The following is a 22,947-nucleotide window of genomic DNA, read 5'->3' on the forward strand; positions in this document are numbered from 1 at the left end:
GCAAAGGCGCCTGGCGCGACAACGTATTCGTCGAACGCGTGTGGCGCAGCGTGAAATATGAAGAGGTGTATCTGAAAGCCTATGAATCAGTCAGCCATGCACGCCGCTCCATCGGCGATTACCTGAATCTTTACAACCAGAAACGGCCCCATTCAAGTCTGTCCGATCAGACGCCGGATGAGGCATACTTCGCGACGCTGCCAGCGATCAAATTGGCAGCTTGATGACCCCGGCGCTTCCACTTATAAACTCGATCTGACTGTCCGAACCAACGGCGCCACCTCTCTGTGTGCGTATGGTCAAACGGTGCTGTGATTTCGTACCGGCCAACGGGAATAGGACCTTTGTCGCGCACATATTGCTTGCTGCGCTTATTCTTTCCTTCACCTTTGCCAGAATATCCCTTTTTTTCCATGAGAACGCCGTTGTGATACATCTCGCCGCTGGTCTGTTTGTAAATCCACGCCATTCTTTTTTTTCCTTCATTGGTTGTACGAACCAACGATTACACCAGATCATCTGGTTGCATGCAATCTTCGGGATAAGCGCCGGTGGTTCATCCGCGTCCCTGTATCGGGCCAGCGGAGGCAGCGCCAGCGAAGCCGCGTACTGAACTTAAGCGTATGGGGCATACGGCGAAAAAATGGCCCAGGTTGCGAGTACCACCCTATAGTGTGTGTGACGCCCCCACTGGCCTCCCGCAGTCAAATCCGGGGGGCCGCCGCGACGAACGTTAAAAACGCAGATGTGCAAAAGCCGGACGTTAAGAACGTCGGCGCAGTGAAGCCTCAAGCCACGAAAACCGCAGCAAACGAAAGCCGCAAAACGAAAACGCCCGTTACCGTTGTGGAGGAATGCGCGCCGTTCAGGATTGGTATCGAAGCAATCCGCACGGCATTCGGGAACTTGGCGCGCGCCGATTTTTGTTATGCGGCAGTCGTCGCCACAACGCTCGCCGGCACCCGCACGCACACGGCGCGCAACACCGTCTCCTTGATCACCTCGCGCCAATGCGCGAGTGCTGCCTTGTCCATCATCGGTTCGCCGAGAAACGCGCCGAGCGTGTGCTGATTGGCGTTATAGAAATAGCCGAGCGACGCAATCATCAGATACACGTCGCGTGCGGCGATATCGGCGCGAAACACCTTCTGCGCGCGACCCGCGTCCAATAGCTTCTGCACGACCGAGATCGCGTAACCCGAAATCTCCTTGAGCTTCAGCGATTTTTTCGCATGCTTGCCCTGGTGCAGATTTTCGCTCGACAGCAACGTGACGAACTCCGGGTGATCGAGGTAGTACTGCCAGACGAACTCGACCATCTGTTCGAGGCCGTGCACCGGATCGCGCAGATCGAGATCGAGTTTGCTTTCCGCTTCGTTGAACTGCGTGTAGATCGTTTCCAGCACTTCGATGAACAACTGCTCCTTACTGCCGAAGTAGTAGTAGATCATCCGGTCGTGCGAACGCGCGGCCTTCGAAATACTTTCGATGCGGCCGCTCGCATATCCCTGCTTCGCGAACACCTTGATGGCCGCCTTCAGGATCTTGGCGCGCGTGTCCTGCGCCTGTTTCGCACGGATACCGGTGGCGCCCGGCTTGCGGGCGGCGATGGGACTCATGAAGGTCTAGACCCCGCGCGACGGAAAACACGTTGCATAGTCGATTTTGATCGAGTAGATTTCAATCGAGTTTGGTGTAGAAGATACTACATGAACGGTGAGTGGCCGCAACATGAAAATTGGCGGTCCACGCGAAAGTGCCCTGAAACCGGGACGATTCGCGCACCGCGCAGCACCGCCAGCCATGTCGCGCCTGTTATGTCGTACGGAACCCCACGATGACAGAACATACGAAGGTCGATTTCGGTGCAGAGCGTGTCGATCGCGATACCGCGTCGACGCCCGGCCCGACCGTGCTCGAAAAGTCGGCGCCGCGCAGCGAGCGCATGGCGGCGGACAAGATCGAATGCAACGCGTGTCCGGTGCTGTGCCAGATCTCGGCAGGGCGCACGGGCGCGTGCGATCGTTATGCGAATGCGGATGGGCGGTTGATACGCGTCGATCCGGTGGTGTTTCTGTCGCGTGCAAACGAGGCCGGCGCCGATGGCGCAACTGCGGCGATCGAATTCGGCGCAACCCCCGGGGCAGACCAAAGCACCGCCGAACCCGTGCTATTCGTCACTGGCGTCGGCGCCTCGTCCACTTATCCCGACTACAAACCCGCGCCGTTCATCGTCGCGTCGAAGCTCGACGACGTCGACATGATCACTGTCGTCACCGAAGGCATCTTCAGCTACTGCAGCTTCAAGGTGAAGATCGACACCGACCGCTTTCTCGGCCCCGAACAGGCGAACGTGCGTTGTGACGGCGAGATCGTCGGTCACGTGAGCACGGCCGAATACGGCTCGCAGATGCTGAGCCTCGGCGGCGTCCATCACCTGACCGGCGGCAGCAAGAAGGAAGGCCGCGTGACCTGCGACACGATGCTCGCGCTCGGCAACAAGGAGCCGGTTGAGCTCAGCATCGACGGCGGCGCGAGTCTCGTGATCCGGGCGGGCGCCGCGCCGATCGTCGACGGTGTCGAAGAGCAACGCATGCGCGTCGGCTGCGGTTCCGCGACGATCGGCATTTTCGCGAAGCAATGGTTCGGCCACGTCGATGAAGTGGTGGTCGTCGACGATCACATCACCGGCGTGCTGACCGAGCATCAGGCGGGCCGCTGCCTCGGCATGACGCGCTCGGGAGTGAAGATACGCGGCCGCAAATCGACGCCCGGCCGCTATTTTCAGGTCGCCAATCCTGGCACCGGTTGGGGCGGCACCGACATTCAGGACCCGCTCGCGATCGTCGAAGGATTCGATCCGTCGATCGCGAAGCCGGGGATGCGTGTGCTGATGGTATCGACGACCGGCGAACACGCGCAATGGTACGAGCTCGACGAGCATCTCGTGCCGCACGTCGCGCCGATGCCCGACGCGGTGCGCCGCACGGTCGAGCGGATCGGCGAGAACTGCGAGCCGTCGCTCGCGACGGTGCTGTTTCTCGGCGGCGCGGGCGGCAGTCTGCGCGCGGGCGCGACCGAGAATCCGGTGCTGCTCACGCGCGCGATCAAGCGCAAGCTCGTCAACGTGACGTGCGGCGGCGCACCCGCTTATGTGTGGCCAGGCGGCGGCATCACCGTGATGGTCGACGTGATGCGCATGCCGGACCGCTCCTTCGGCACGGTGCCGACACCGGCGATCGTCGCGCCGATCGAATTCACGATGACCTACGACAGTTACCGCGATCTCGGCGGCCACGTCGATGCGGTGCGCTCGTTGCAGAGCGTGCTCGCGAGCGGGCCCACGCATACGGAAGGCGCGCCGCTCGCGCGGCGCACGCTGGCGCGCGATCCGGACAATCCGTGGCCGCCTGCAATGCCTGGTTCAGCTTCCTGACTAAACATCACCCGATGACTCCTACTCGCATCCGGCTCGACGAGCAGCGCTTCCATTGGCAGCATGGGCCGATCGACCTGGTCCTCGGGGCCGACGGCGAGCCCGACGCGGTGCGTGCCGCGTACGACGCGTGCTGGGAGCGTTTCAGTGGTGTGTTGGAGGAACTGGTCGGCGAATTGAACGTGCTTCGCCAGCCGGTGCAGGCACTAGCGGCGTTGCATGATTGCCCGCTTCAGGGGCCGGTCGCGCAACGTATGTGGCGCGCGTGCCATCCGCACCGTGCGCGCTTCATCACGCCGATGGCGGCAGTGGCGGGCAGCGTTGCCGACGAACTGATCGCCGTGTTCGCGCGCGACGGCATCGCGCGCGCGTTCGTCAACAACGGTGGCGACATCGCGCTGCACCTCGCCGCCGGGCAGCAGTATCGCGTGGGCGTGTTCGCGGACCTCGCGCAATTTTCGGGCGCGCGTTTCGCGCACGACGACCAAACGCTCGACGCGCACCTGACGCTCGACGCGCAGCAACCGATTCGCGGCATCGCAACGAGCGGCTGGCGCGGCCGCAGCTTCAGTCTCGGCATCGCCAACAGCGTGACGGTGCTCGCGCGCGATGCCGCGAGCGCCGACGCCGCCGCGACGATGATCGCGAACGCGGTCGATCTCGACCATGCGGGAATCGTGCGGCGTGCGGCATCGTCGCTGAAGGACGATAGCGATCTCGGCGATCTGCGGGTGACCGTCGACGTGCCGAGCCTGCCGGAGCCGCTGATCGATGTCGCGTTGGCGCGCGGCGTCGATGTCGCGGCGCGGCTGCGCGAGCAGGGTCTGATCGAAGGCGCCGCGCTGTTCCTGCAAGGACGGGCTCGGGTGACAGGCATCGCCGATTCACGCGCGCTGTCCACAACGCGCGCTTCACTGACAACGGAGGCTCCGTGTTCGAAATACGCCGCGTGCTGACGCACGTCGAGGACATCTTTCACGAGTTCGGCCCCGCGCCCGCGCAGCCGCTCAGACGCGGCGCGCTTGCCGCGGTGATGACGAATCCGTTCGCGGGCCGCTACGAGCCGAACATCGAGCACGCGATGGATGCGCTGAAGCCGCTCGGCTTCGACATGGCGCAGCGGCTGCTGACGGCGATGGCGGTGCCGCATGCGTCGATCGAAAGCTATGGTAAGGGCGCGATCGTCGGCGCGGGCGGCGAGCTCGAGCACGGCGCGCTGTGGCACGTGCCAGGCGGCTACGCGATGCGCGAGCTGCTCGAAAAGCACGGCGTGCCGACCCACGCGATCGTGCCGTCGACGAAGAAAGTCGGTGCGCCGTCCACCGCGCTCGACGTGCCGCTCACGCATGTCAACGCGAGCTACGTGCGCAGCCACTTCGATGCGATCGAAGTGCGCGTGCCCGGCGCGCCCGCCGCCGACGAGATCGTCTATATCCTCGCGATGAGTACGGGGCAGCGCGTGCATGCGCGGGTCGGCGGTCTCGCGAAAGAGGCGATCGTCGGCAAGGACGGCTTGCGCTGAAGCGGCGCGCGGCAACTCCACAGCAAGACAGCAAGGCATCGAAACTCGGAGAGCGGAAATGGCAATCAGGCTTCGCAAGCTGGTCGTGCAGGTCGACGAAACACGCATCGAAATGGGCCAGGCCGTCGAGCCGCCCGCGCGCCGCGCGGTCGCGATCGCGGTGATCGATAATCCGTATGCGGGCCGCTACGAAACGAAGCTCGACGCGCTGATAGAAGCCGGCGAGGAACTCGGCGCGCTGCTCGGCAAGCGCTGCGTCGAAGCGTTGGGCATCGCGCCGGGCGAAGCGCAAAGCTACGGCAAGGCGGCGATCGTCGGCGAGGCGGGCGAGCTCGAACATGCGGCCGCGATCCTGCATCCGAAGCTTGGCGCGCCGCTGCGCGCGGCGGTCGAAAAGGGCGCGGCGCTGGTGCCGTCGGCGAACAAGATCGGCACGCTCGGTACCGCGATCGACGTGCCGCTCGGCCACAAGGACGCCGCCTACGTGCGCAGCCATTTCGACGCGATCGAGGCGCGCGTGGCCGACGCGCCGCGCGCGAACGAAATCGTCGTGGCGGTTGCGGTGACCGCGTCGGGCCGGCCGCTGCCGCGCATCGGCGGCCTGCAGGCGAACGAGATCAAGGGCGAAGACGGCCTGCGTTGAGGGTTCGCTTTTTGTCAGACGCTTGTTTGCCTTCGCTTGTTGCGCGGGGTGTTTCGCTGGTAGTGTCCTGCCGTTGACGCGGGCGCGCATGGTGCCGCCCGCGCTGCAACGTCCGCCGATCGGGCCGCTCGCGCAGGTTGCGCGCGCGCTGTTCGGCGAGCTGCCGAGGGTCGCGATGCTTTCGAATCTGCTGGTACAACTGGTCAATGGACTCGCCGACGCATCGACGCTGTTTCTGGTCGCCGCCGGTTTGTCGTTGATCTTCGGCGTGACGCGCATCGTCAACTTTGCGCACGGCTCGTTCTATATGTTCGGCATTTACGTCGCGTATAGCATCGCGAGCCGCTTTGGCCACACCGCGGGCGGCTTCTGGCTGTCGGTGCTGGCCGCCGCGCTCGCGGTCGCGGTGCTCGGCGCGCTCGTCGAAATCGTCGTATTGCGGCGGATCTACCAGGCGCCCGAGCTGTTCCATCTGCTCGCCACTTTTGCGATCGTGCTCATTTTTCGCGACGCCGCGCTATGGGTTTGGGGCCCCGACGATCTGTTCGGCCCGCGCGCGCCGCATCTCGCGGGCGCGGTCGACTTTCTCGGCCATCCGCTGCCCACGTACGACATCGCGCTGATCGTGATCGGTCCGGTCGTCTTGCTGCTGCTGTGGTACGCGTTGACGCGCACCCGCTGGGGCACGCTGGTGCGCGCCGCGACGCAGGATCGCGAGATGCTCGGCGCGCTCGGCATCAATCAGGCGTGGCTGTTTACCGGCGTGTTCTTCGTCGGCGCGTTTCTCGCGGGACTCGGCGGCGCGCTGCAAGGACCGCGCATGTCGGCGAACCTGTCGCTCGATCTGGAGACGATCGGCAATGCGTTCGTGGTCGTCGTGGTCGGCGGCATGGGTTCGATTCCGGGCGCGTTCGTCGCGGCGTTGTTGATCGCCGAGATCAAGGCGCTGTGCATCGGCATCGGGCACGTGACGATCTTCGGCATCGGTTTGTCGCTGAGCCGCTTCACGCTGGTGGCCGAATTCGTCGTGATGGCGGTCGTGCTGGTGGTGCGGCCCTGGGGTCTGCTCGGCCGCGCGAGCGCCGCGGTGCGCGCGATGGGCGCGCCGGAAACGCCATTGCGTCCGGCGGGCAAGCGTCTGAAGGGGCTGGCCGCCTTCGTGTTGCTGGTGCTCGCGCTCGCGCCGCTCGCGGCCAACGCGTTTCCGTACATGCCGGTGCTGCTGGTTGAAATCCTGATCGCGGTGCTGTTCGCGACGAGCCTGCATTTCATCATGGGTCCGGGCGGCCTGCATTCGTTCGGCCATGCCGCGTACTTTGGACTTGGCGCTTACGGCGCGGCGCTGTTTGTCAAAGTGCTGAATCTGCCGATGGAAGCCGCGTTGCTGCTCGGGCCACTGCTCGCGGTGGTGGGCGCGCTCGTGTTCGGCTGGTTCTGCGTGCGCCTGTCCGGTGTCTATCTGGCGATGCTGACGCTCGCATTCGCGCAGATCGTCTGGTCGGTCGTGTTCCAGTGGGACGACGTGACGGGCGGCAGCAACGGCATTCTCGGTCTATGGCCGTCGAACTGGCTGTCGTCGCCGGTCGCGTTCTACTACCTGACGTTAGCGTGCGCGGTGCTCGGCGTGTGGCTGTTGCGCCGCATGCTGTTCTCGCCGCTCGGCTATGCGATGCGCGCGTCGCGCGATTCCGCACTACGCGCCGAGGCGATCGGCATCGACGTGAAGCGCGTGCAGTGGGCGTCGTTCGTGATCGCGGCGTTGTTCTGCGGACTCGCCGGATCGCTGTACGCGTTTTCGAAGGGCAACATCTCGCCCGAAGTGATCAGCGTGAGCCGCTCGGTCGATGGCCTCGTGATGGTGCTGCTCGGCGGCTTGCAGACGTTGAGCGGGCCGATCGTCGGCGCGGCTGTGTTCACGTGGCTGCAGGACACGGTCGCGCGACAGACCGACTACTGGCAGGCGCTGCTCGGCCTCGCGATCCTGCTGCTGGTGGTCGCGTTTCCGCAGGGCATCGTCGGCTTCGTTCGCGAGCGTTTCGGCGATGCGAACGGCGATCAGGCCGACAAGACCAACGGGAGCGCCGCGTCGGCTTCGCAACGCAGCGCCGCGGTCAAGGAGGGCCTATGAGCCTGCTGCGCGTAAGCGGTCTGTCGAGATCGTTCGGAGGACTGAAGGCGGTCGACGACGTTTCATTCGAACTCGAAGCCGGTCAACTGCTGGCACTGCTCGGTCCCAACGGCGCGGGCAAATCGACGTGTTTCAACATGGTCAATGGCCAGTTGCAGCCGTCGTCGGGTTCGATTCTGCTCGACGGTCATGAACTCGTCGGCATGCGGCCGCGCGATATCTGGCGGCGCGGCGTCGGCCGCACGTTCCAGATCGCCGCGACGTTCAACTCGATGACGGTGCTCGAAAACGTGCAGATGGCGCTGCTGTCGCGCGAGAAAAAGACCTTCGGCCTATGGAAGCCAGCGGGCTCGCACCATGCCGACGAAGCGTTCGCGCTGCTCGAACAGGTCGGCATGGGGGCGCACGCGAAGCGCGCGTGCGGCGTGCTCGCGTATGGCGACGTGAAGCGTGTCGAACTCGCGATCGCGCTCGCGAACCGGCCGAAGCTGCTGCTGATGGACGAACCGACCGCCGGCATGGCGCCGAAGGAGCGCAACGAATTGATGGCGTTGACCAAACGTCTGGTGACTGAACACGAGATCGGCGTGCTGTTCACCGAACACAGCATGGACGTCGTATTCGCGTACGCCGACCGGATGATCGTGCTCGCGCGCGGCAAGCTGATCGCCGAGGGCGACGCCGACACGATCCGCAACGACGCGCGCGTGCAGGAGGTCTATTTCGGCACCGGCAAGACGTTCCGACCGCACGCGCCGCTGCACGACGCGTCAGGCAGCGCGCGGGATCGTGGAGCATTGCAATGAACGAACCGATGCTGAAAGTCTCCGGCCTCAATGCGTTCTACGGCCGCGCCCACATCCTGTTCGACGTCGGCCTCGAAGTCGGCCGTGGTGAAGTGGTCGCGCTAATGGGCCGCAACGGCGCCGGCAAATCGACGACGATGAAAGCGGTGATGGGACTGCTGCCGCGCCGCCACGGCGAAGTGACGTTTCGCGGCCAGAACATCAGCGCGCTCGCGCCGTACCGGATCGCGCGCATGGGCGTCGGCTTCGTGCCCGAGGATCGCCGTGTGTTCGCGGACCTGACGGTGATGGAGAACCTCGACACCGGCCGCCAGCCGCCGCGCGAAGGCGCGCCGCAATGGACGCCCGACAAGCTGTTCCGCCTGTTTCCGAATCTCGGCGAAATGCCGAAGCGCCCCGGCGGCCAGATGAGCGGCGGCGAGCAGCAGATGCTGACCGTGTCGCGCACGCTGATGGGCAATCCGTATCTGGTACTGCTCGACGAACCGTCCGAAGGCGTCGCGCCGGTGATCGTCGAGCAGATGGCGAACATGATTCTCGAACTGAAGCGCGAAGGGCTATCCATTCTGTTATCCGAACAGAATCTGCACTTCGCCGAGCTAGTCAGCGACCGCGCGTATGTGCTCGAAAAAGGGCAGATCCGTTTCAGCGGCACGATCGGCGAACTCGCACGGAACGAAACAGTGAGGCGCGCTTATCTGAGCGTGTGAATTCATCCGGTAGTCTCGGCGAAAGGAGAGGCAGATGGCGGCAGAGACGTTGACAGGCTTATCGGGCAAGGTCGCGGTAACGAACATCGGGCTGCTGTTGTCGGGCGATATCGACCAGCCGATTCTCGACGCGGACACGCTGGTGATCGACGACGGCGTGATCGTCGCGCTCGGCCGCGAGAAAGACTGCGATCTCGAAGGCGCGCGCACGACGGTCGACTGTAAGGGCACGACGGTCGCGCCGGGCCTGATCGACTCGCACGTGCATCCGGTGTTCGGTGACTGGACGCCACGCCAGAATCAGCTCGGCTGGATCGAGTCGAATCTGAACGGCGGGGTGACCACGATGATCTCGGCCGGCGAAGTGCATTTGCCTGGCCGTCCGAAAGACGTGCTCGGCGTGAAGGCGCTCGCGATCACCGCGCAGCGCTCGTTCGACGGCATGCGCGCGGCCGGCGTCGGCGGCGGCGTCAAGGTGCTGGCGGGCGCGCCGGTGATCGAGAAGGGCATGGTCGAGCAGGACTTTAAGGAGCTGTCCGAAGCCGGTGTGAAGCTGCTTGGCGAAGTCGGCCTCGGCAGCGTGAAGGGCGGCGAGGAAGCGCGCCAGATGGTCGCGTGGGCCCGCAAGTACGGCATCCAGAGCACGATTCACACGGGCGGTCCGTCGATTCCGGGCTCGGGCCTGATCGATCGCGACGTGGTGCTCGCCGCCGATGCCGACGTGATCGGCCACGTCAACGGCGGCCATACCTCGCTGTCGTATCGGCACGTGTGCGATCTGTGCGAGCAGTCGAGCCGCGCGCTCGAAATCGTCCACAACGGCAACGAGCGGATCGCGTTGCTGACCGCGCGCCATGCGATCGAACTGAAATGCCCGCACCGGATCATTCTCGGCACCGATAGCCCGGCCGGCTCGGGCGTGCAACCGCTCGGCATTCTGCGCATGATCGCGCTGATCTCGAGCCTCGCCGACGTCCCCGCCGAAATCGCGTTCTGCCTTGCGACCGGCAATACCGCGCGGCAGCGCAACCTGCGCCAGGGGTTGATCGAGGTGGGCCGTCCCGCCGATCTCGTGTTCATGGACCGCGCGCAGCATACGGCCGCCGACACGCTGCTCGAAAGCGTGCAGCTCGGCGATATTCCGGGTGTGGGCATGGTGATGATCGATGGTCTGATCCGTTGCCGGCGCAGCCGCAATACGCCGCCCGCGACCGAAGTGCCGGTGGTGCTGTGAACGCGCGGCACGACAGGGTGCTCGCATCATGATGAACCGCGCCGCGCAGCTCGTGCTGAGAGTGAACGGCGCGACGCATGTGGTCAATGCGGTGGCGCAGACGCCGTTGCTCTATCTGCTGCGCAACGATCTCGCGCTGAACGGGCCAAAGTTCGGCTGCGGCCTCGGCGAATGCGGAGCCTGCACCGTGCTGCTCGACGGCGTGCCGACGCGCGCCTGCGTGACGACCGCCGAAGTCGCGCTGGGCCGCGAGATCACGACGCTCGAAGGGCTCGGCACGCGCACCGCGTTGCATCCGGTGCAGCAGGCGTTCATCGACGAACAGGCCGCGCAATGCGGCTACTGCCTGAACGGCATGATCATGACCGCGAAGGCGCTGCTCGATCGCGATCCGCATCCGGCCGTCGCGACGATCCAGCGCGAGCTGTCGCGCAATCTGTGCCGCTGCGGCACCCATGTCGAGATCGTGCGCGCGGTGCAGCGCGCGGCGCAATTGCTCGCCGCGCAGACCGACGTGCAGGACGGAGCGCGCGTATGACCGGGCCCGACTTCAGCATCGATCGTCGTGGCGCGCCGCCGTCGCGCAAGCAACTGTACGACGCGCAGAGCGTGCTGATCGTCGCGCGGCCGCCGCAGGCACCGGTCAAGGCCGCGGCTGGCCAGCCGGGTTCGCGTTCGTCGTTCGTGCCGACCGAGGCCGAGCTGTTTCTGGCCGTGCGCGACGATGGCAGCGTGGTCGCGTTCAACGGTCACGTAGACCTTGGCACCGGCATCGGCACCGCGCTCGCGCAGATCGTCGCCGAAGAACTCGATGTGCCGCTGACGCGTGTGTCGATCGTGCTCGGCCATACCGGCGAAGCGCCGGACCAGGGCCCGACGATCGCCAGCGCGACGATCCAGATTTCAGCGGTGCCGCTGCGGCAGGCGGCGGCGCAAGCGCGTCAGTATCTGCTCGCGCAAGCGGCCGCGCGCCTCGATATTGACGCGAGCGATCTCGACGTGCAGGACGGCCGCGTGTTTGCGCGCGATGGCGACCCGGCGCAAGGCATTCACTATGGCGAGCTGATCCAGGGCCAGCGTGTCGAACTGCTGCTGTCGAACGATGCACCTCTGAAACCGCCACACGCGTACCGCGTCGTCGGTAAAAGCGCGCCGCGTGTCGACATTCCCGCGAAGGCGACCGGTGAGCTGAGCTTCGTGCACGACGTGCGCGTGCCCGGCATGCTGCATGGACGCGTAGTGCGGCCGCCTTATGCGGGTGTCGCGCAGGGTGAGTTCATCGGGCATAGCCTGCTGGAAGTGAACGAAGCGGCGATTCGCGACTTGCCGGGCATCGTCAAGGTGGTCGTGATTCGCGACTTCGTCGGTATCGTCGCCGAGCGTGAGGAGATCGCGCAGCAAGCGGCTCGGCGGCTCGACGTGCGCTGGAAAACGGTCGACGGCCTGCCGGCGCTCCACACGAGCGAGCAGGTCGAAGCGGCGTTGCGCGCCAATCCGGCGACGCGGCGCGATCTGGTGCTCGACGGCGACGTGGATGCGGCGCTCGCCCAGGACCCGTCCCGCACGCTGGAACGCACCTATGTTTGGCCGTTCCAGATGCATGCGTCGATCGGCCCGTCGTGCGCGGTCGCGGACTATCGCAACAGGGACGGCGAAGGCGCGACGCTGAAAATCTGGTCCGGCACACAGAACCCGCATTCGCTGCGCGCCGATCTCGCGTTGCTGCTGGCGCTCGACGAAGCGCGCATCGACATCGTGCGAATGGATGCGGCGGGCTGCTATGGACGCAACTGCGCGGACGACGTTGCCGCCGACGCCGCGCTGCTGTCGCGCGCGGTCGGCGCGCCGGTGCGCGTGCAGCTGTCGCGCGAGGACGAACATGCGTGGGAACCGAAGGGCGCCGCGCAGTTGATGGACTTACGCGGCGCGCTCACCGCCGAAGGTGAACTCGCCGCCTACGACTTCGCGACGCGCTATCCGTCGAACGACGCGCCCACGCTCGCGCTGCTGCTGACCGGCACGATCCCCGCGCAGCCGCAGGTCTTCGAGATGGGCGACCGCACGGCCGTGCCGCCGTACGACTATCGCAGCATGCGCATCGTCTGCGACGACACGCCGCCGATCGTGCGCGCCGCGTGGCTGCGCGGCGTGTCCGCGTTGCCGAACACGTTCGCACACGAGTCGTTCATCGATGAACTCGCCGAGCAGGCCGGCGTCGATCCGGTCGAATTCCGCCTCGCGCATTTGACCGACCCGCGCGCGATCGACCTCGTCAAGGCGGTCGCGGCGAAAGCCGGGTGGGAACCGCGCGAAGCCGCGTTCAAAACGCGCGGCGCAGACGACCAGGACGGCGACATCGCGCGCGGCCGGGGCATTGCGTACGCCCGCTACGTGCACAGCAAATTTCCGGGTTTCGGCGCGGCATGGTCCGCGTGGGTCGCCGATGTCGAAGTCAATCGCAACAGCGGTGAGCTCGCGGTCACTCGCGTGGTGGTCGGCCAGGACACGGGCACGGTGGTCAATCCCGACGGCGTGCGTCATCAGATTCACGGCAACGTGATCCAGACGACGAGCCGCGCGCTGAAGGAGCAGGTCAGTTTCGGCGACAACGCGGTGACGAGCCTGGAGTGGGGCGCGTATCCGATCCTGACGTTCCGCGAAGTGCCCGTGATCGACGTCGTGATGATGCCGCGCCACGGCGAGCCGCCGATGGGCGCGGGCGAATCCGCGTCGCTGCCCGGCGCGGCCGCGATCGCCAACGCGCTGTACGATGCGACCGGCGTACGTTTCCGTCGTCCGCCCTTCACGCCGGAGAAGATTCGCGCCGCGCTCGCCGACGCGCACGCGCAAGACAAGGCGGCGGCGCGCCGCAAAAAGCGCTGGCGGCGCGGCTTGTTCGGCTTGTTGGCCGCAGGCGCGGCGGGCGCGCTCGGCTGGGTCGGCGCGCTGTCGTTCGCAGCGGTTTCCAGCGCGCCGCTGGCGCCGACCACGCCGCCACTCGCGAGCGCGTTCGCGCCGGAACTGGTCGCGCGCGGCAAGCTGCTCGCGTCGCTCGGCAATTGCGCGGTTTGCCACACCGCCCGCAACGGCGTGCCGAACGCCGGCGGCAAGCCGCTCGCGACACCGTTCGGCACCGTCTACAGCACCAACCTGACGCCCGACGGCCAGACCGGGATCGGCCACTGGTCGCTCGAAGCGTTCGTGCGCGCGATGCGGCACGGCATCAGCCGCGACGGTCATCGGCTGTATCCGGCGTTTCCGTACACGTCGTTCCAGAATATCTCCGACGACGATCTGCACGCGCTCTACGCGTACCTGATGTCGCAAACGCCGGTGCGCAACCGGCCGCCGGAAACGAAGCTCGCGTTTCCGTTCGGCGTTCGTCCGCTGATGGCTGCATGGAACGGCCTGTTTCTCGGCCGCACCGCGTTTGCCGCCGACCCCGCGCAAAGCGTCCAATGGAATCGCGGCGCGTATCTGGTGAATGGACTCGGCCATTGCAGCGCCTGCCACACGCCGCGCAACGCGTTCGGCGCCGAGAAGACCGGCGCGGCGTTCATGGGCGGCGGCAGCGCCGAGGGCTGGCAAGCGCCCGCGCTGTCGGCGTTGTCGACTGCGCCGGTGCCGTGGAGCGAGGACGAACTGTTCCGCTATCTGCGCGACGGTCACGCGCCGTTGCACGGCGTCGCGGCCGGGCCGATGGCGCCCGTGATCGGCGATCTCGCGGCGCTGCCCGACAGCGACATCCGCGCGATGGCCGTCTATCTCGCGTCGCTCAATCCGCTGGAGCCGAACGCCGATCCGGCCTCGAGCGCGCGCGACTACGAGCAGGCCAGCACGATGACAGGCGCGCCGGTCACGGCGGGCGCGCGGCTTTTCGACGGCGCGTGCGCCGCGTGCCATCACACCGGCAGCGGGCCGCAACTGTTCGGCGCGCATCCGTCGCTGGCGCTGAATACGAACCTGCATGGCGCGACACCGGACAACCTGATTCGCGTGATTCTCGACGGCATCGGCTCGCCTGCGCGGCCCGAACTCGGTACGATGCCGGCGTACCGCGACAGTTTCAACGACGCCCAGGTCGCCGAACTCGTGTCGTATCTACGCGCGCAGTTCGCGGGCGGCAAGCCGGCATGGCAGGACGTCGCCGCGAACGTGGCCAGAATCCGCGCGGAACCGCGCGAGCAATGAGCCGCCGGCCGTCGTCCAGAGGTGCGCATGTCGGCACGCTTGCAGGTCCGCACGTTCGCACGTCCGACCAAACCAGCAGTCCTTCTGATAACGGAGAAACGCATGACCACGCGCGCAGGATGGATCTCTCGCCTCATGGTGTCGACCGTGTGCTCGTTCGCCGCACTCGGCGCGAGCGCACAGCAGACCATCAAGATCGGTGAGATCAATAGCTACAAGGCCCAGCCCGCCTTTCTCGGGCCTTACAAGCAAGGCTGGAATCTCGCGCTCGAGCAGGTGAACGCGGCGGGCGGCGTGCTCGGCAAGCAGCTCGAAGTGGTTTCGCGCGACGACAACGGCAACCCCGGCGACGCGGTCCGCGTCGCTCAGGAACTGATCGCGCGCGAGCAGGTGCAACTGTTGTTCGGCGGCTTCCTGTCGAACACCGGTCTCGCGCTCGCCGACTTCGCGAAGCAGAAGAAGATCTTCTTCCTCGCCGCCGAACCGCTGACGGACAAGATCGTCTGGGCCGATGGCAATAAATACACGTACCGTCTGCGTCCTTCGACCTACATGCAGGTCGCGATGCTGGTGCCCGAGGCCGCGAAGCTGAAGAAGAAGCGCTGGGCGATCGTGTATCCGAACTACGAGTACGGGCAATCGGCGGTGGCGACCTTCAAGAAGCTGCTGACGGCCGCGCAGCCGGACGTGCAGTTCGTAGTCGAACAGGCGACGCCGCTGGGCAACGTCGACGCCGGCGCCGTAACCCAGGCAATCGCCGATGCGAAGCCCGACGCGATCTTCAACGTGCTGTTCGGCGCCGACCTCGGCAAGTTCGTGCGCGAGGGCAATACGCGCGGGCTCTTCAAGGACCGCGCGGTGGTGTCGCTGCTGACCGGCGAGCCCGACTACCTCGATCCGCTCGGCGCCGAAGCGCCGAGCGGCTGGATCGTGACCGGCTACCCGTGGTATTCGATCGATACGGCCGCGAACAAGCAATTCGTCGACGCGTATCGGGCGAAATATCACGACTATCCGCGGCTGGGCTCGGTGGTCGGCTATTCGGCGCTGATGTCGATCGCGGACGGGATCAAGAAGGCCGGCTCGACGGACCCGGACAAGCTTGCCGCCGCGTTCAAGGGGCTCAACGTGCAGACGCCGTTCGGGCCGATCATGTACCGCGCGCAGGACAATCAGTCGACGATGGGCGCGTATGTCGGCGTGACCGGCGTGAAGGATGGCAAGGGCGTGATGACGTCGTACCGCTATGTGGATGGCGCGAGCGTGCAGCCATCGGATGCCGAGGTGAAGAAGCTGCGGCCGGCTGATTGAGGACGGGGTGCGCGGCGCTGCGTCGTGACTGCCGCGCCGAAAACTACTCTTCCGCGTCGTGCTCCGAGACGAAGCGCTTCAGATAAGCGAGCACGGCAGCTTCCATCGCGCGATGATCGGCGGTGTTTTTCGAGCCCGCGTTTTCCTCATCGCCGAATAGCGTGGACGGCGCGTTGTGCACATCCACTTCCTGCCCCTCGCGAAACAGGCGAATTTCGTGGACGTCTTCGACGTATTCGGCGATCCAGTGCACGCCCTCGATATGTGCGCCAGCGCGAACGGTAGCTGTCTTCATGGCTGTCTCCCATGCACCGCAGTCGACCCGGGGCAGCGCGTTTAGCGCCGATGCCGGGCTCATCTCCATACCATACGCCGTCCCGCGGACGCGCGCGAGTCCCGCCGCCCAACTGACGCCGAACCGTGCGCGGATGGCGGCTCCGGCACGCTCGTTGCTGAACGATATAACGTCAGATCCACAACCGGAGATCCGTCATGCCAGAGCAGAAAACCTTGAAGCGTGCCGCGGCCGATAAACGCGCCGGCAAGTCAGCGAGTACGCAAGCGGGAGAGTTCGTCAAGGAGCAGGTGGACAAGGTCCGCGCCGGCAAGCACGGCGTGCGCTCGCCGAAGCAGGCGATCGCGATCGGGCTGTCCGAGGCGCGTCGCGCGGGCGTCGACCTGAAGCCGCCGAAGAAGGGGGCGGCGAGCGAGGCGACCCGCAAGAAAGCGCAGAAGGACAGCGCGGCGGGCAAGCACGAAGGCGCCGCGAAGAAGAGCGCGAGCAAGGAGTCGAGCGCGAAGCGCGCGCGCGTGTCGGAGAGCGTGCTCAAACGCGAGAGCAAGGCCGGGGCGTCGTCGGCGGCGATGTCGAAGCAGGCGAAGTCGGCGGCGGCCAAGCGGCCTGCCGCGAGCCGCTCGGCCGCTGCCAAAAAGGCCGCGGCGACGAAGGGCGCGGCTGGACGCTCCGCTGCCGCGAAGAAGGCTGCGCATACGCGGGCGTCACGCTCGCATCACTGATGTTGCGTCGCGCGTTCGGGCCTACTTACCGGACGGTCTCCAGCACCTCACCCACCGTCCGGAAGAGCCGCGCGATCTGCTCTTCGTCGATGATCAGCGGCGGCGAGAACGCGAGGATGTCGCCAGTGAAGCGGATCAGCACGCCCGCCTCGAAGCATTTGACGAACGCCTCGTAAGCGCGCGCGCCCGGCGCGCCGTCGCGCGATTCGAGCTCGATGCCCGCGACAAGGCCGAGGTTGCGCACGTCCTTCACGTGCTTCGCGCCGCGCAGCGCATGCGCGGCGGCTTCGAACGCCGGTGCGAGGCTGGCCGCGCGCTCGAACAACTTGTCGCGGCGGTACAGATCCAGCGTCGCGATGGCGGCCGCCGCCGCGGCCGGATGCGCCGAGTACGTGTAGCCGTGGAACAGCTCGATCGCGCCCTGCGCGCCGCTGCCCACGACCGTGTCGTGGACCGTGCGGCTCGCGGCGACCGCGCCCATCGGAATCGACGCGTTGTTGATCGCCTTCGCCAGCGTAATGAGGTCGGGCGTGACGCCGAAGTATTCGCTCGCGGTCGCCTTGCCGATGCGGCCAAAGCCCGTGATCACCTCGTCGAAGATCAGCAGGATGCCGTGCTTCGTGCAGATCTCGCGCAGTTTCTGCAGATAGCCTTGCGGCGGAATCAGCACGCCGGTCGAGCCGGCCACCGGTTCGACGATCACCGCGGCGATCGTCGAAGCGTCGTGCAGTGCGACGATGCGCTCCAATTCCTCGGCCAGATGCGCGCCCCATGCGGGCTGGCCCTTCGAGAACGCGTTGTGGTCGAGGTTGTGCGTGTGCGGCAGATGATCGACGGCCGGCAACAGCGCCCCCGAAAACGTCTTGCGATTCGGCGCGATGCCGCCGACCGAAATCCCGCCGAAGCCGACGCCGTGATAGCCGCGCTCGCGTCCGATCAGGCGCGTGCGCTGAGCTTCGCCTCGCGCACGATGGTAGGCGAGTGCGATTTTCAGCGCGGTGTCGACCGATTCGGAGCCCGAGTTCGTGAAGAAGATGCGGTCGAGCCCGGCCGGCATCAGTTCGGCGACTTTCGTCGCCGCTTCGAACGCGAGCGGGTGGCCCATCTGGAAGGTCGGCGCGAAGTCGAGCGTCGATAGCTGCTGCGTGATCGCGGCGACGATTTCATCGCGGCTATGGCCCGCGTTCACGCACCACAGCCCGGCGCAGCCGTCGAGAATCTCGCGCCCGTCGGTGCTTCGGTAGTACATGCCCTTCGCCGATTCCAGCAGGCGCGGCGCGGCCTTGAACTGGCGGTTGGCGGTGAAGGGCATCCAGAAGGACGACAGGTCGTCGATGACGGGGCGCGAAGTCATGGCATCTCCTCGAAGGGGCGCGGTTGGGGCTTTTAGCGTAGCCAAACTGTAGCGTCCGCGGTTTAATGGCGGCATAAACAGTTGACGGAGTGTGGTGCCAACTGTGCTGGCGGATTCGCGCGAACTGTCCCGGTGGGCGGGCCGTCCGGAGTCCGCCTTCTTCCCTGGTTTTTCACCCGGAACATGATCGAACTGGACCTTCAACGCAACCGGCGCGCGGCGCCGACGCTCGTCGAACAGGTCGTGCAAGGCTTCGCGCACGCGATCGACGCGCAGTCGCTGCGCGCGGGCGCGCTGCTGCCATCGGTGCGGCAGCTTGCACAAAGCCACGCGCTGAGCACCTTCACGGTGACGGAGGCGTACAACCGGCTCGTGTCGATGGGGCTCGTGGTGGCGCGGCGCGGCTCCGGCTATCGGGTGGCGGCGCGCTCGCCGTCGATGCGAGCGGCCGTCGCCGACTGGCAGCCGCCGAGCCTGACCGCGACGTGGCTGCTGTCCGACGTGTTCGCCGATCATTCGGTGCCGATCAAGGCCGGCTGCGGCTGGCTGCCGAGCGAATGGATCAACGAGAGCGGGCTGCAGCATTCACTGCGGGCACTGAGCCGGGTGCCTGCCGCGCGTCTCGGCGACTACGGTCATCCGTACGGCTTCGCGCCGCTGCGCGAGCGCATCGCCGAGCAGCTCGACCGGCGCGGGTTGCCGGTCGAACTCGCGAACGTGCTGCTCACGCAGGGCGCGACGCAGGGTCTCGATCTGATCGTGCGCACGTTGCTGCGCGCGGGCGATGCGGTGATCGTCGAGGATCCCGGCTACTGCAACCTGCTGCAGATCCTGAAGCTCGCCGGGCTGGTCGTGCATGGCGTGCCGCGCACGCCGGCCGGCGTCGATACGGACGTGCTCGCGACGCTGGTCGCGCGGCACAAGCCGAAGGCGATCTTCGTCAATACCACGCTACAGAATCCGACCGGCTCGAGCTTCGGCATGTCGGCCGCGTTCCGCTTGCTGCAGATCGCCGAGCGCGAACGCATCTGGGTGATCGAGGACGACGTGAGCCGCGAACTCGCGCCGGCCGGCGCGCCGCTCCTCGCCGCGATGGAGGGCCTGCAGCGCGTGCTGTACGTCGGCGGCTTTTCGAAGACGGTGACGCCGGCGCTGCGCTGCGGTTACGTGGTCGCCGAGCAGGCGGTACTGCGTGAACTGGCGCGCACGAAGATGGCGGTGGGGCTGACGTCGTCGGAAACGATCGAGCGGATCGTCGACAAGGTGCTGGTGGAAGGGCGTTACGCGCGCCATGTCGAGACGGTCAACGAGCGGCTGAAGCTCGCGCACGCGGCGCTCGAAGAACGGCTCGACGCACTCGGGCTCGAAGCGTTTCACCGGCCGCGCGCGGGGCTCTTCATGCTGGTGCGTCTGCCGATCGAAGCGGAGCGCGCCGCCGAGGTCGCGACCGCCGCGCTCGCGCACGGCATCTGGCTCGCGCCGGGCTCCTACTTCCGTCCCGACGACGCGCCGAGCGCGTGGTTCCGCTTCAACGCGCCGTATTCGACCGACGACGCGTTGTGGCGCTTCATCGAGCGAGTCGGGCAGGGGACGTGGTAGACGTGTAGCGACACAATAAAGTCCGTACTTTTCTGAGCGGCCCTTCCTCAAACAATTAACTTTGTACCTTTGGTTATATCGCGAACTGGAAATGCGCGCTGAGCCTTCACTGACAACGGTCAGCCGAGTGGTGCGCGGGCATCCGCCCGGTGATCGCCGAAAGCTTCGAGCGCATCTATCGACAGAACTGCCACAATCTCGGCATATTCACCTCGACGGACTTCGGTCTAATCGATCGCATCCGGCGAGACGAGGACATTCCGCTCGAGGAGTTCACGCGCGGGGAAGATGTACTTACGGCGGAACTGATTCGACGCGGCGGACCGTTCCGGCTTACCGAGGCAAGACGAGCGGGCTGGCGTGCTCGACTGACGGCGGCGGGGCAACGCCCGATGACCTATGCTGAGAAAATCGTCGCGAGAGCGAGCGGCCGCGCCGAGGTGACATCAGGACAAAGCGTTTTTGCGCGCACAGTCTGGCGCTATGCGCACGAATACGTGTCGCCGACGTCGATCAGTTTCCTGCGCCGAGAGTGAGGTGACAGGATCGAACTGCACGACCCCGGCAGCATCGTCCGGCCCGAGTCAGGTATGGCTCGCCAGTCCCTCCACCGTCGCGGCGAGTGCAATCGCCGGCAGGATCATGAGTTTCGAGCAATTGCGTGCGTCGACTCACTGCAGCTGGGTTCATACAACAGGCGATCGGTCGATGCAACGTATAAAGAGCTAGCGTTTGATCAAATCGCAAAAAGGACTGCGGCTACGCAAAGCATCATGATGACCAGGCTAGAACGGTTCCTGAACGCATACACGATCGGGTCGTCATGCATCTGCCCTCGGAAAGCTACCATCCAGACGCGGCTGATCCAGTACAGCACGAGAACAAAGAAGATCCAGAGCCTGTGGGGATGACGATACAACCCCGTGACGGCGGCAGAATTCATGTAGAGCGCAAGAACGAGCACCGCGACATAGCCCGCTGCGGGTCCAAACGAGCGCACGATGCTCATGTCCGCCGTGAGATAACCTCGGCCAGACGTGGAGTCCGTGCCCTGCCGCTGCATTTTGTCGAGTTCGGTGTAGCGCTTCACCAACGCCAGACTGAGGAATATCATCACCGAGAACATGATTAGCCAGTCTGACGGCACGACATCGACCGCCGCGCCCCCAGCCACGATGCGGGTGGTATAGAGCGCAGCCAGCGTGAAGACATCTACCAGCATCACCCGCTTCAGGTGGAAGGAATAAGCGAGTGTCATCGCGACGTAACACGCTAGCACGAGCTGAAACGACGGCGGCAGGAAAACCGCGAGGCTCGCCGACGCCAGCAACAGGACGAACAACATGCCAATTCCGCTAACAAGCGGCAACTCGCCTGAGGCAAACGGACGTTTGCACTTGCGACTATGGCGCCTGTCCGCGTCGAGGTCGAGCATGTCATTCAATATATATACCGAAGACGCACAGAAGCAGAACGAAAGAAATGCGATCCCGGCAACCTTCAGTGCGTCGAAGTTCGTGAAGCGATGCGACGCAAGAAGCGGCACGAAGATCAACAGGTTTTTCACCCACTGATAGACGCGCATTTCCCGTACGGCCAGCCTGAAGAGAGACCGTTTGTTATCGAAGATGACCGTGGTTTGATTCACCTTCCGCGCGGCCGCCTGGATGCTCTTTCCTCCAACGACGATCGCCGTGCGCGCCTGCTTCCACACCGGCAGATCGGCTCGCGCGTTTCCGCAATAGTCGAATCCTTGTACGCCAAACTCCGCCGTCAAAGCCGACGCCTTGTTCGTGCCTGACAGATTGATCGACTCGTTGCTCGCCATCACCCCTTTGAAGAATCCGAGGTGAGATGCGATCTGTTCGGCAAACCGTTGATTGCCTGCAGTGCAGAGATAGAGGTCGCGGCCGGCCGCGCTCTCCTTCTTCAGGAAGTCGATCAGGCGTCCGTTGTACGGCAGCAGTGACACGTCGATTGCGGCCCGTGCGGCTATCTGCGCTTTGAGATATCCCTTTCCACGCAGCAACCATTCCAAACAATAGAGCAGATAGAGCGGATTTCGCCTGACGAGAGCGAGGAACGACTCGATCAGAAGATCGCTGTGCGTCAGTGTCCCGTCCAGATCAACGCAAAGTGGAATGGCAGCCATGGTGACCTCGATGGACATAAATCGTCATCAACCTTCCAGACTTTAAGCAATGCAAAAGTCGCATTGACCGGCTGGATCAGCACGCGAGCGCAACGGGCCGCTGCCGCGACTCATTTCTGCGTCGTCGCCTCGGTCGGGCGCTCAACTTTCATGGCGTTGTCAAGGAGTCTGGCGAGCGCAATCGCCGGCTCTGCCAGCCACGAACATCTACTGATGCCAGTGAATTTCTGTACTTGAGAAGCGCAACTCCACGTGGAACGCGCCTTACCGCAGTGAAGGGTGGGCGCACGTTCCCTGCATGAAGATCGTGATCGTCATGCACTCGACCCTTGTCTGACCGCATCGACCTGTCGATATGGTTAGCACGACAGATTCGTGGGCGGACAATGAAGCCAATCGCCGGCTATCGCTTATTCGCTGCGTTGCAGCGAACCGTTGGCGTCTGAAGCGAGCATAGACCTGCCGGCTCTGACCGGTGTGACAGCGGCTTGGAGTGTGGTGATATTGGCCGATAACGTCGAACACTCTCCGCGTCTGGGTCCTCCACGCCTCGGCTTTCCAAGCACCACGCATCGAGCTGCGCTATTTGTGCGGCGCTCCGACAGCAGAAAAGTGCCTCGGCGGTCCGCGCAATGCGAGCTTGCCCGGCGCCACACAAATGCCCATAATCGGCACTGTTCGATTCGCTGTCGTTCCTCTTCTACTTCGTTCATCCCAACCCCGGCCTTGCGTTGTGTTGTCGTGGGCATGCTTCGACGGTCAGAGTGGTGACCTTGGTAGCGTGCGGGCATGCGTCGACCGACGAGGGTCTCCATCAACCGGAGAAGGCCCGTATGTCCACGAT

At 65.2% G+C, this 22,947-nt stretch carries 20 protein-coding genes; 15 read left to right on the forward strand and 5 right to left on the reverse strand.

The window, feature by feature from the left end; all coding sequences use genetic code 11:
* The coding region (locus F6X42_RS27760; RefSeq protein ID WP_187637255.1) for an integrase core domain-containing protein at positions 1-224 on the forward strand (224 nt) is incomplete at its 5' end.
* Here the strand turns inward: F6X42_RS27760 and F6X42_RS27765 are convergent.
* Together F6X42_RS27765 and F6X42_RS27770 are read right to left on the reverse strand one after the other, a co-directional pair.
* On the reverse strand, positions 167-469 hold the full coding sequence (locus F6X42_RS27765; RefSeq protein ID WP_187637256.1) for a tlde1 domain-containing protein: 303 nt from the start codon (positions 467-469) through the stop codon (positions 167-169). The two genes, F6X42_RS27760 and F6X42_RS27765, sit on opposite strands and share 58 nt — an antisense overlap.
* 457 nt (positions 470-926) lie before the next feature.
* A complete protein-coding gene (locus tag F6X42_RS27770; RefSeq protein WP_187637257.1) occupies positions 927-1,619 on the reverse strand; it encodes a TetR family transcriptional regulator in 693 nt (230 codons plus the stop codon).
* Positions 1,620-1,837: 218 nt separating this feature from the next.
* Here F6X42_RS27770 and F6X42_RS27775 point away from each other — a divergent pair, with 218 nt between their 5' ends.
* The 11 genes from F6X42_RS27775 to F6X42_RS27825 all read left to right on the forward strand — a co-directional run bounded on the left by F6X42_RS27775 (position 1,838) and on the right by F6X42_RS27825 (position 15,981).
* On the forward strand, positions 1,838-3,436 hold the full coding sequence (locus tag F6X42_RS27775) for a 6-hydroxynicotinate reductase (RefSeq protein WP_187637258.1): 1,599 nt from the start codon (positions 1,838-1,840) through the stop codon (positions 3,434-3,436).
* Positions 3,437-3,450: 14 nt separating this feature from the next.
* A complete protein-coding gene (locus tag F6X42_RS27780; RefSeq protein WP_187637259.1) occupies positions 3,451-4,392 on the forward strand; it encodes a UPF0280 family protein in 942 nt (313 codons plus the stop codon).
* A complete protein-coding gene (locus F6X42_RS27785; protein WP_187637260.1) occupies positions 4,368-4,958 on the forward strand; it encodes an amino acid synthesis family protein in 591 nt (196 codons plus the stop codon). The genes F6X42_RS27780 and F6X42_RS27785 overlap by 25 nt, the downstream gene beginning before the upstream one ends.
* 58 nt (positions 4,959-5,016) lie before the next feature.
* Positions 5,017-5,601 carry an amino acid synthesis family protein gene (locus tag F6X42_RS27790; RefSeq protein ID WP_187637261.1) on the forward strand — a complete coding sequence of 195 codons (585 nt, stop codon included), beginning with the start codon at positions 5,017-5,019 and terminating at the stop codon, positions 5,599-5,601.
* 175 nt (positions 5,602-5,776) lie between these two features.
* Positions 5,777-7,729: an ABC transporter permease gene (locus tag F6X42_RS27795; RefSeq protein WP_187637316.1), complete on the forward strand. Its 1,953-nt coding sequence runs from the start codon at positions 5,777-5,779 to the stop codon at positions 7,727-7,729.
* Positions 7,726-8,535 (forward strand): ABC transporter ATP-binding protein, encoded by an 810-nt coding sequence (locus F6X42_RS27800; protein ID WP_187637262.1) that lies wholly within the window; start codon positions 7,726-7,728, stop codon positions 8,533-8,535. The genes F6X42_RS27795 and F6X42_RS27800 overlap by 4 nt, the downstream gene beginning before the upstream one ends.
* Complete coding sequence (locus tag F6X42_RS27805) at positions 8,532-9,245, forward strand: ABC transporter ATP-binding protein (protein WP_187637263.1); 714 nt, start codon at positions 8,532-8,534, stop codon at positions 9,243-9,245. Before F6X42_RS27800 ends, F6X42_RS27805 begins: the two co-directional genes overlap by 4 nt.
* A 34-nt stretch (positions 9,246-9,279) precedes the next feature.
* Positions 9,280-10,479, forward strand: coding sequence for an amidohydrolase family protein (locus tag F6X42_RS27810; protein WP_187637264.1), 1,200 nt, complete (start codon positions 9,280-9,282; stop codon positions 10,477-10,479).
* 31 nt (positions 10,480-10,510) lie between these two features.
* Positions 10,511-11,017 carry a (2Fe-2S)-binding protein gene (locus F6X42_RS27815; RefSeq protein WP_187637317.1) on the forward strand — a complete coding sequence of 169 codons (507 nt, stop codon included), beginning with the start codon at positions 10,511-10,513 and terminating at the stop codon, positions 11,015-11,017.
* Positions 11,014-14,670: a molybdopterin cofactor-binding domain-containing protein gene (locus F6X42_RS27820; protein ID WP_187637265.1), complete on the forward strand. Its 3,657-nt coding sequence runs from the start codon at positions 11,014-11,016 to the stop codon at positions 14,668-14,670. Before F6X42_RS27815 ends, F6X42_RS27820 begins: the two co-directional genes overlap by 4 nt.
* A gap of 102 nt (positions 14,671-14,772) precedes the next feature.
* The gene (locus tag F6X42_RS27825; RefSeq protein WP_187637266.1) at positions 14,773-15,981 is read left to right on the forward strand and encodes an ABC transporter substrate-binding protein; all 1,209 of its coding nucleotides are present in this window, start codon (positions 14,773-14,775) and stop codon (positions 15,979-15,981) included.
* 43 nt (positions 15,982-16,024) lie between these two features.
* Here the strand turns inward: F6X42_RS27825 and F6X42_RS27830 are convergent, their stop codons facing one another.
* Positions 16,025-16,276 carry a hypothetical protein gene (locus F6X42_RS27830; protein ID WP_187637267.1) on the reverse strand — a complete coding sequence of 84 codons (252 nt, stop codon included), beginning with the start codon at positions 16,274-16,276 and terminating at the stop codon, positions 16,025-16,027.
* Between the two features lie 197 nt (positions 16,277-16,473).
* On the opposite strand from F6X42_RS27830, the gene F6X42_RS27835 reads away from it, so the two are divergent.
* Positions 16,474-16,998 carry a DUF6496 domain-containing protein gene (locus F6X42_RS27835; protein ID WP_187637268.1) on the forward strand — a complete coding sequence of 175 codons (525 nt, stop codon included), beginning with the start codon at positions 16,474-16,476 and terminating at the stop codon, positions 16,996-16,998.
* 25 nt (positions 16,999-17,023) lie between these two features.
* Here the strand turns inward: F6X42_RS27835 and aptA are convergent, their stop codons facing one another.
* Entirely contained in the window at positions 17,024-18,352 is a 1,329-nt protein-coding gene (aptA, locus tag F6X42_RS27840) for an omega-aminotransferase AptA (protein ID WP_187637269.1), read from the reverse strand.
* 183 nt (positions 18,353-18,535) lie between these two features.
* Here aptA and F6X42_RS27845 point away from each other — a divergent pair, with 183 nt between their 5' ends.
* Positions 18,536-19,951 carry an aminotransferase-like domain-containing protein gene (locus F6X42_RS27845; RefSeq protein ID WP_187637270.1) on the forward strand — a complete coding sequence of 472 codons (1,416 nt, stop codon included), beginning with the start codon at positions 18,536-18,538 and terminating at the stop codon, positions 19,949-19,951.
* Between the two features lie 149 nt (positions 19,952-20,100).
* Positions 20,101-20,487 (forward strand): hypothetical protein, encoded by a 387-nt coding sequence (locus F6X42_RS27850; RefSeq protein ID WP_187637271.1) that lies wholly within the window; start codon positions 20,101-20,103, stop codon positions 20,485-20,487.
* A 200-nt stretch (positions 20,488-20,687) separates the two neighbouring features.
* On the opposite strand, the gene F6X42_RS27855 is transcribed toward F6X42_RS27850, so the two are convergent.
* Complete coding sequence (locus F6X42_RS27855) at positions 20,688-22,121, reverse strand: UbiA family prenyltransferase (protein ID WP_246530245.1); 1,434 nt, start codon at positions 22,119-22,121, stop codon at positions 20,688-20,690.
* Positions 22,122-22,947: the final 826 nt, after the last annotated feature.

This window comes from Paraburkholderia podalyriae, assembly GCF_014397785.1.
Classification (GTDB): Bacteria; Pseudomonadota; Gammaproteobacteria; order Burkholderiales; family Burkholderiaceae; genus Paraburkholderia; species Paraburkholderia podalyriae.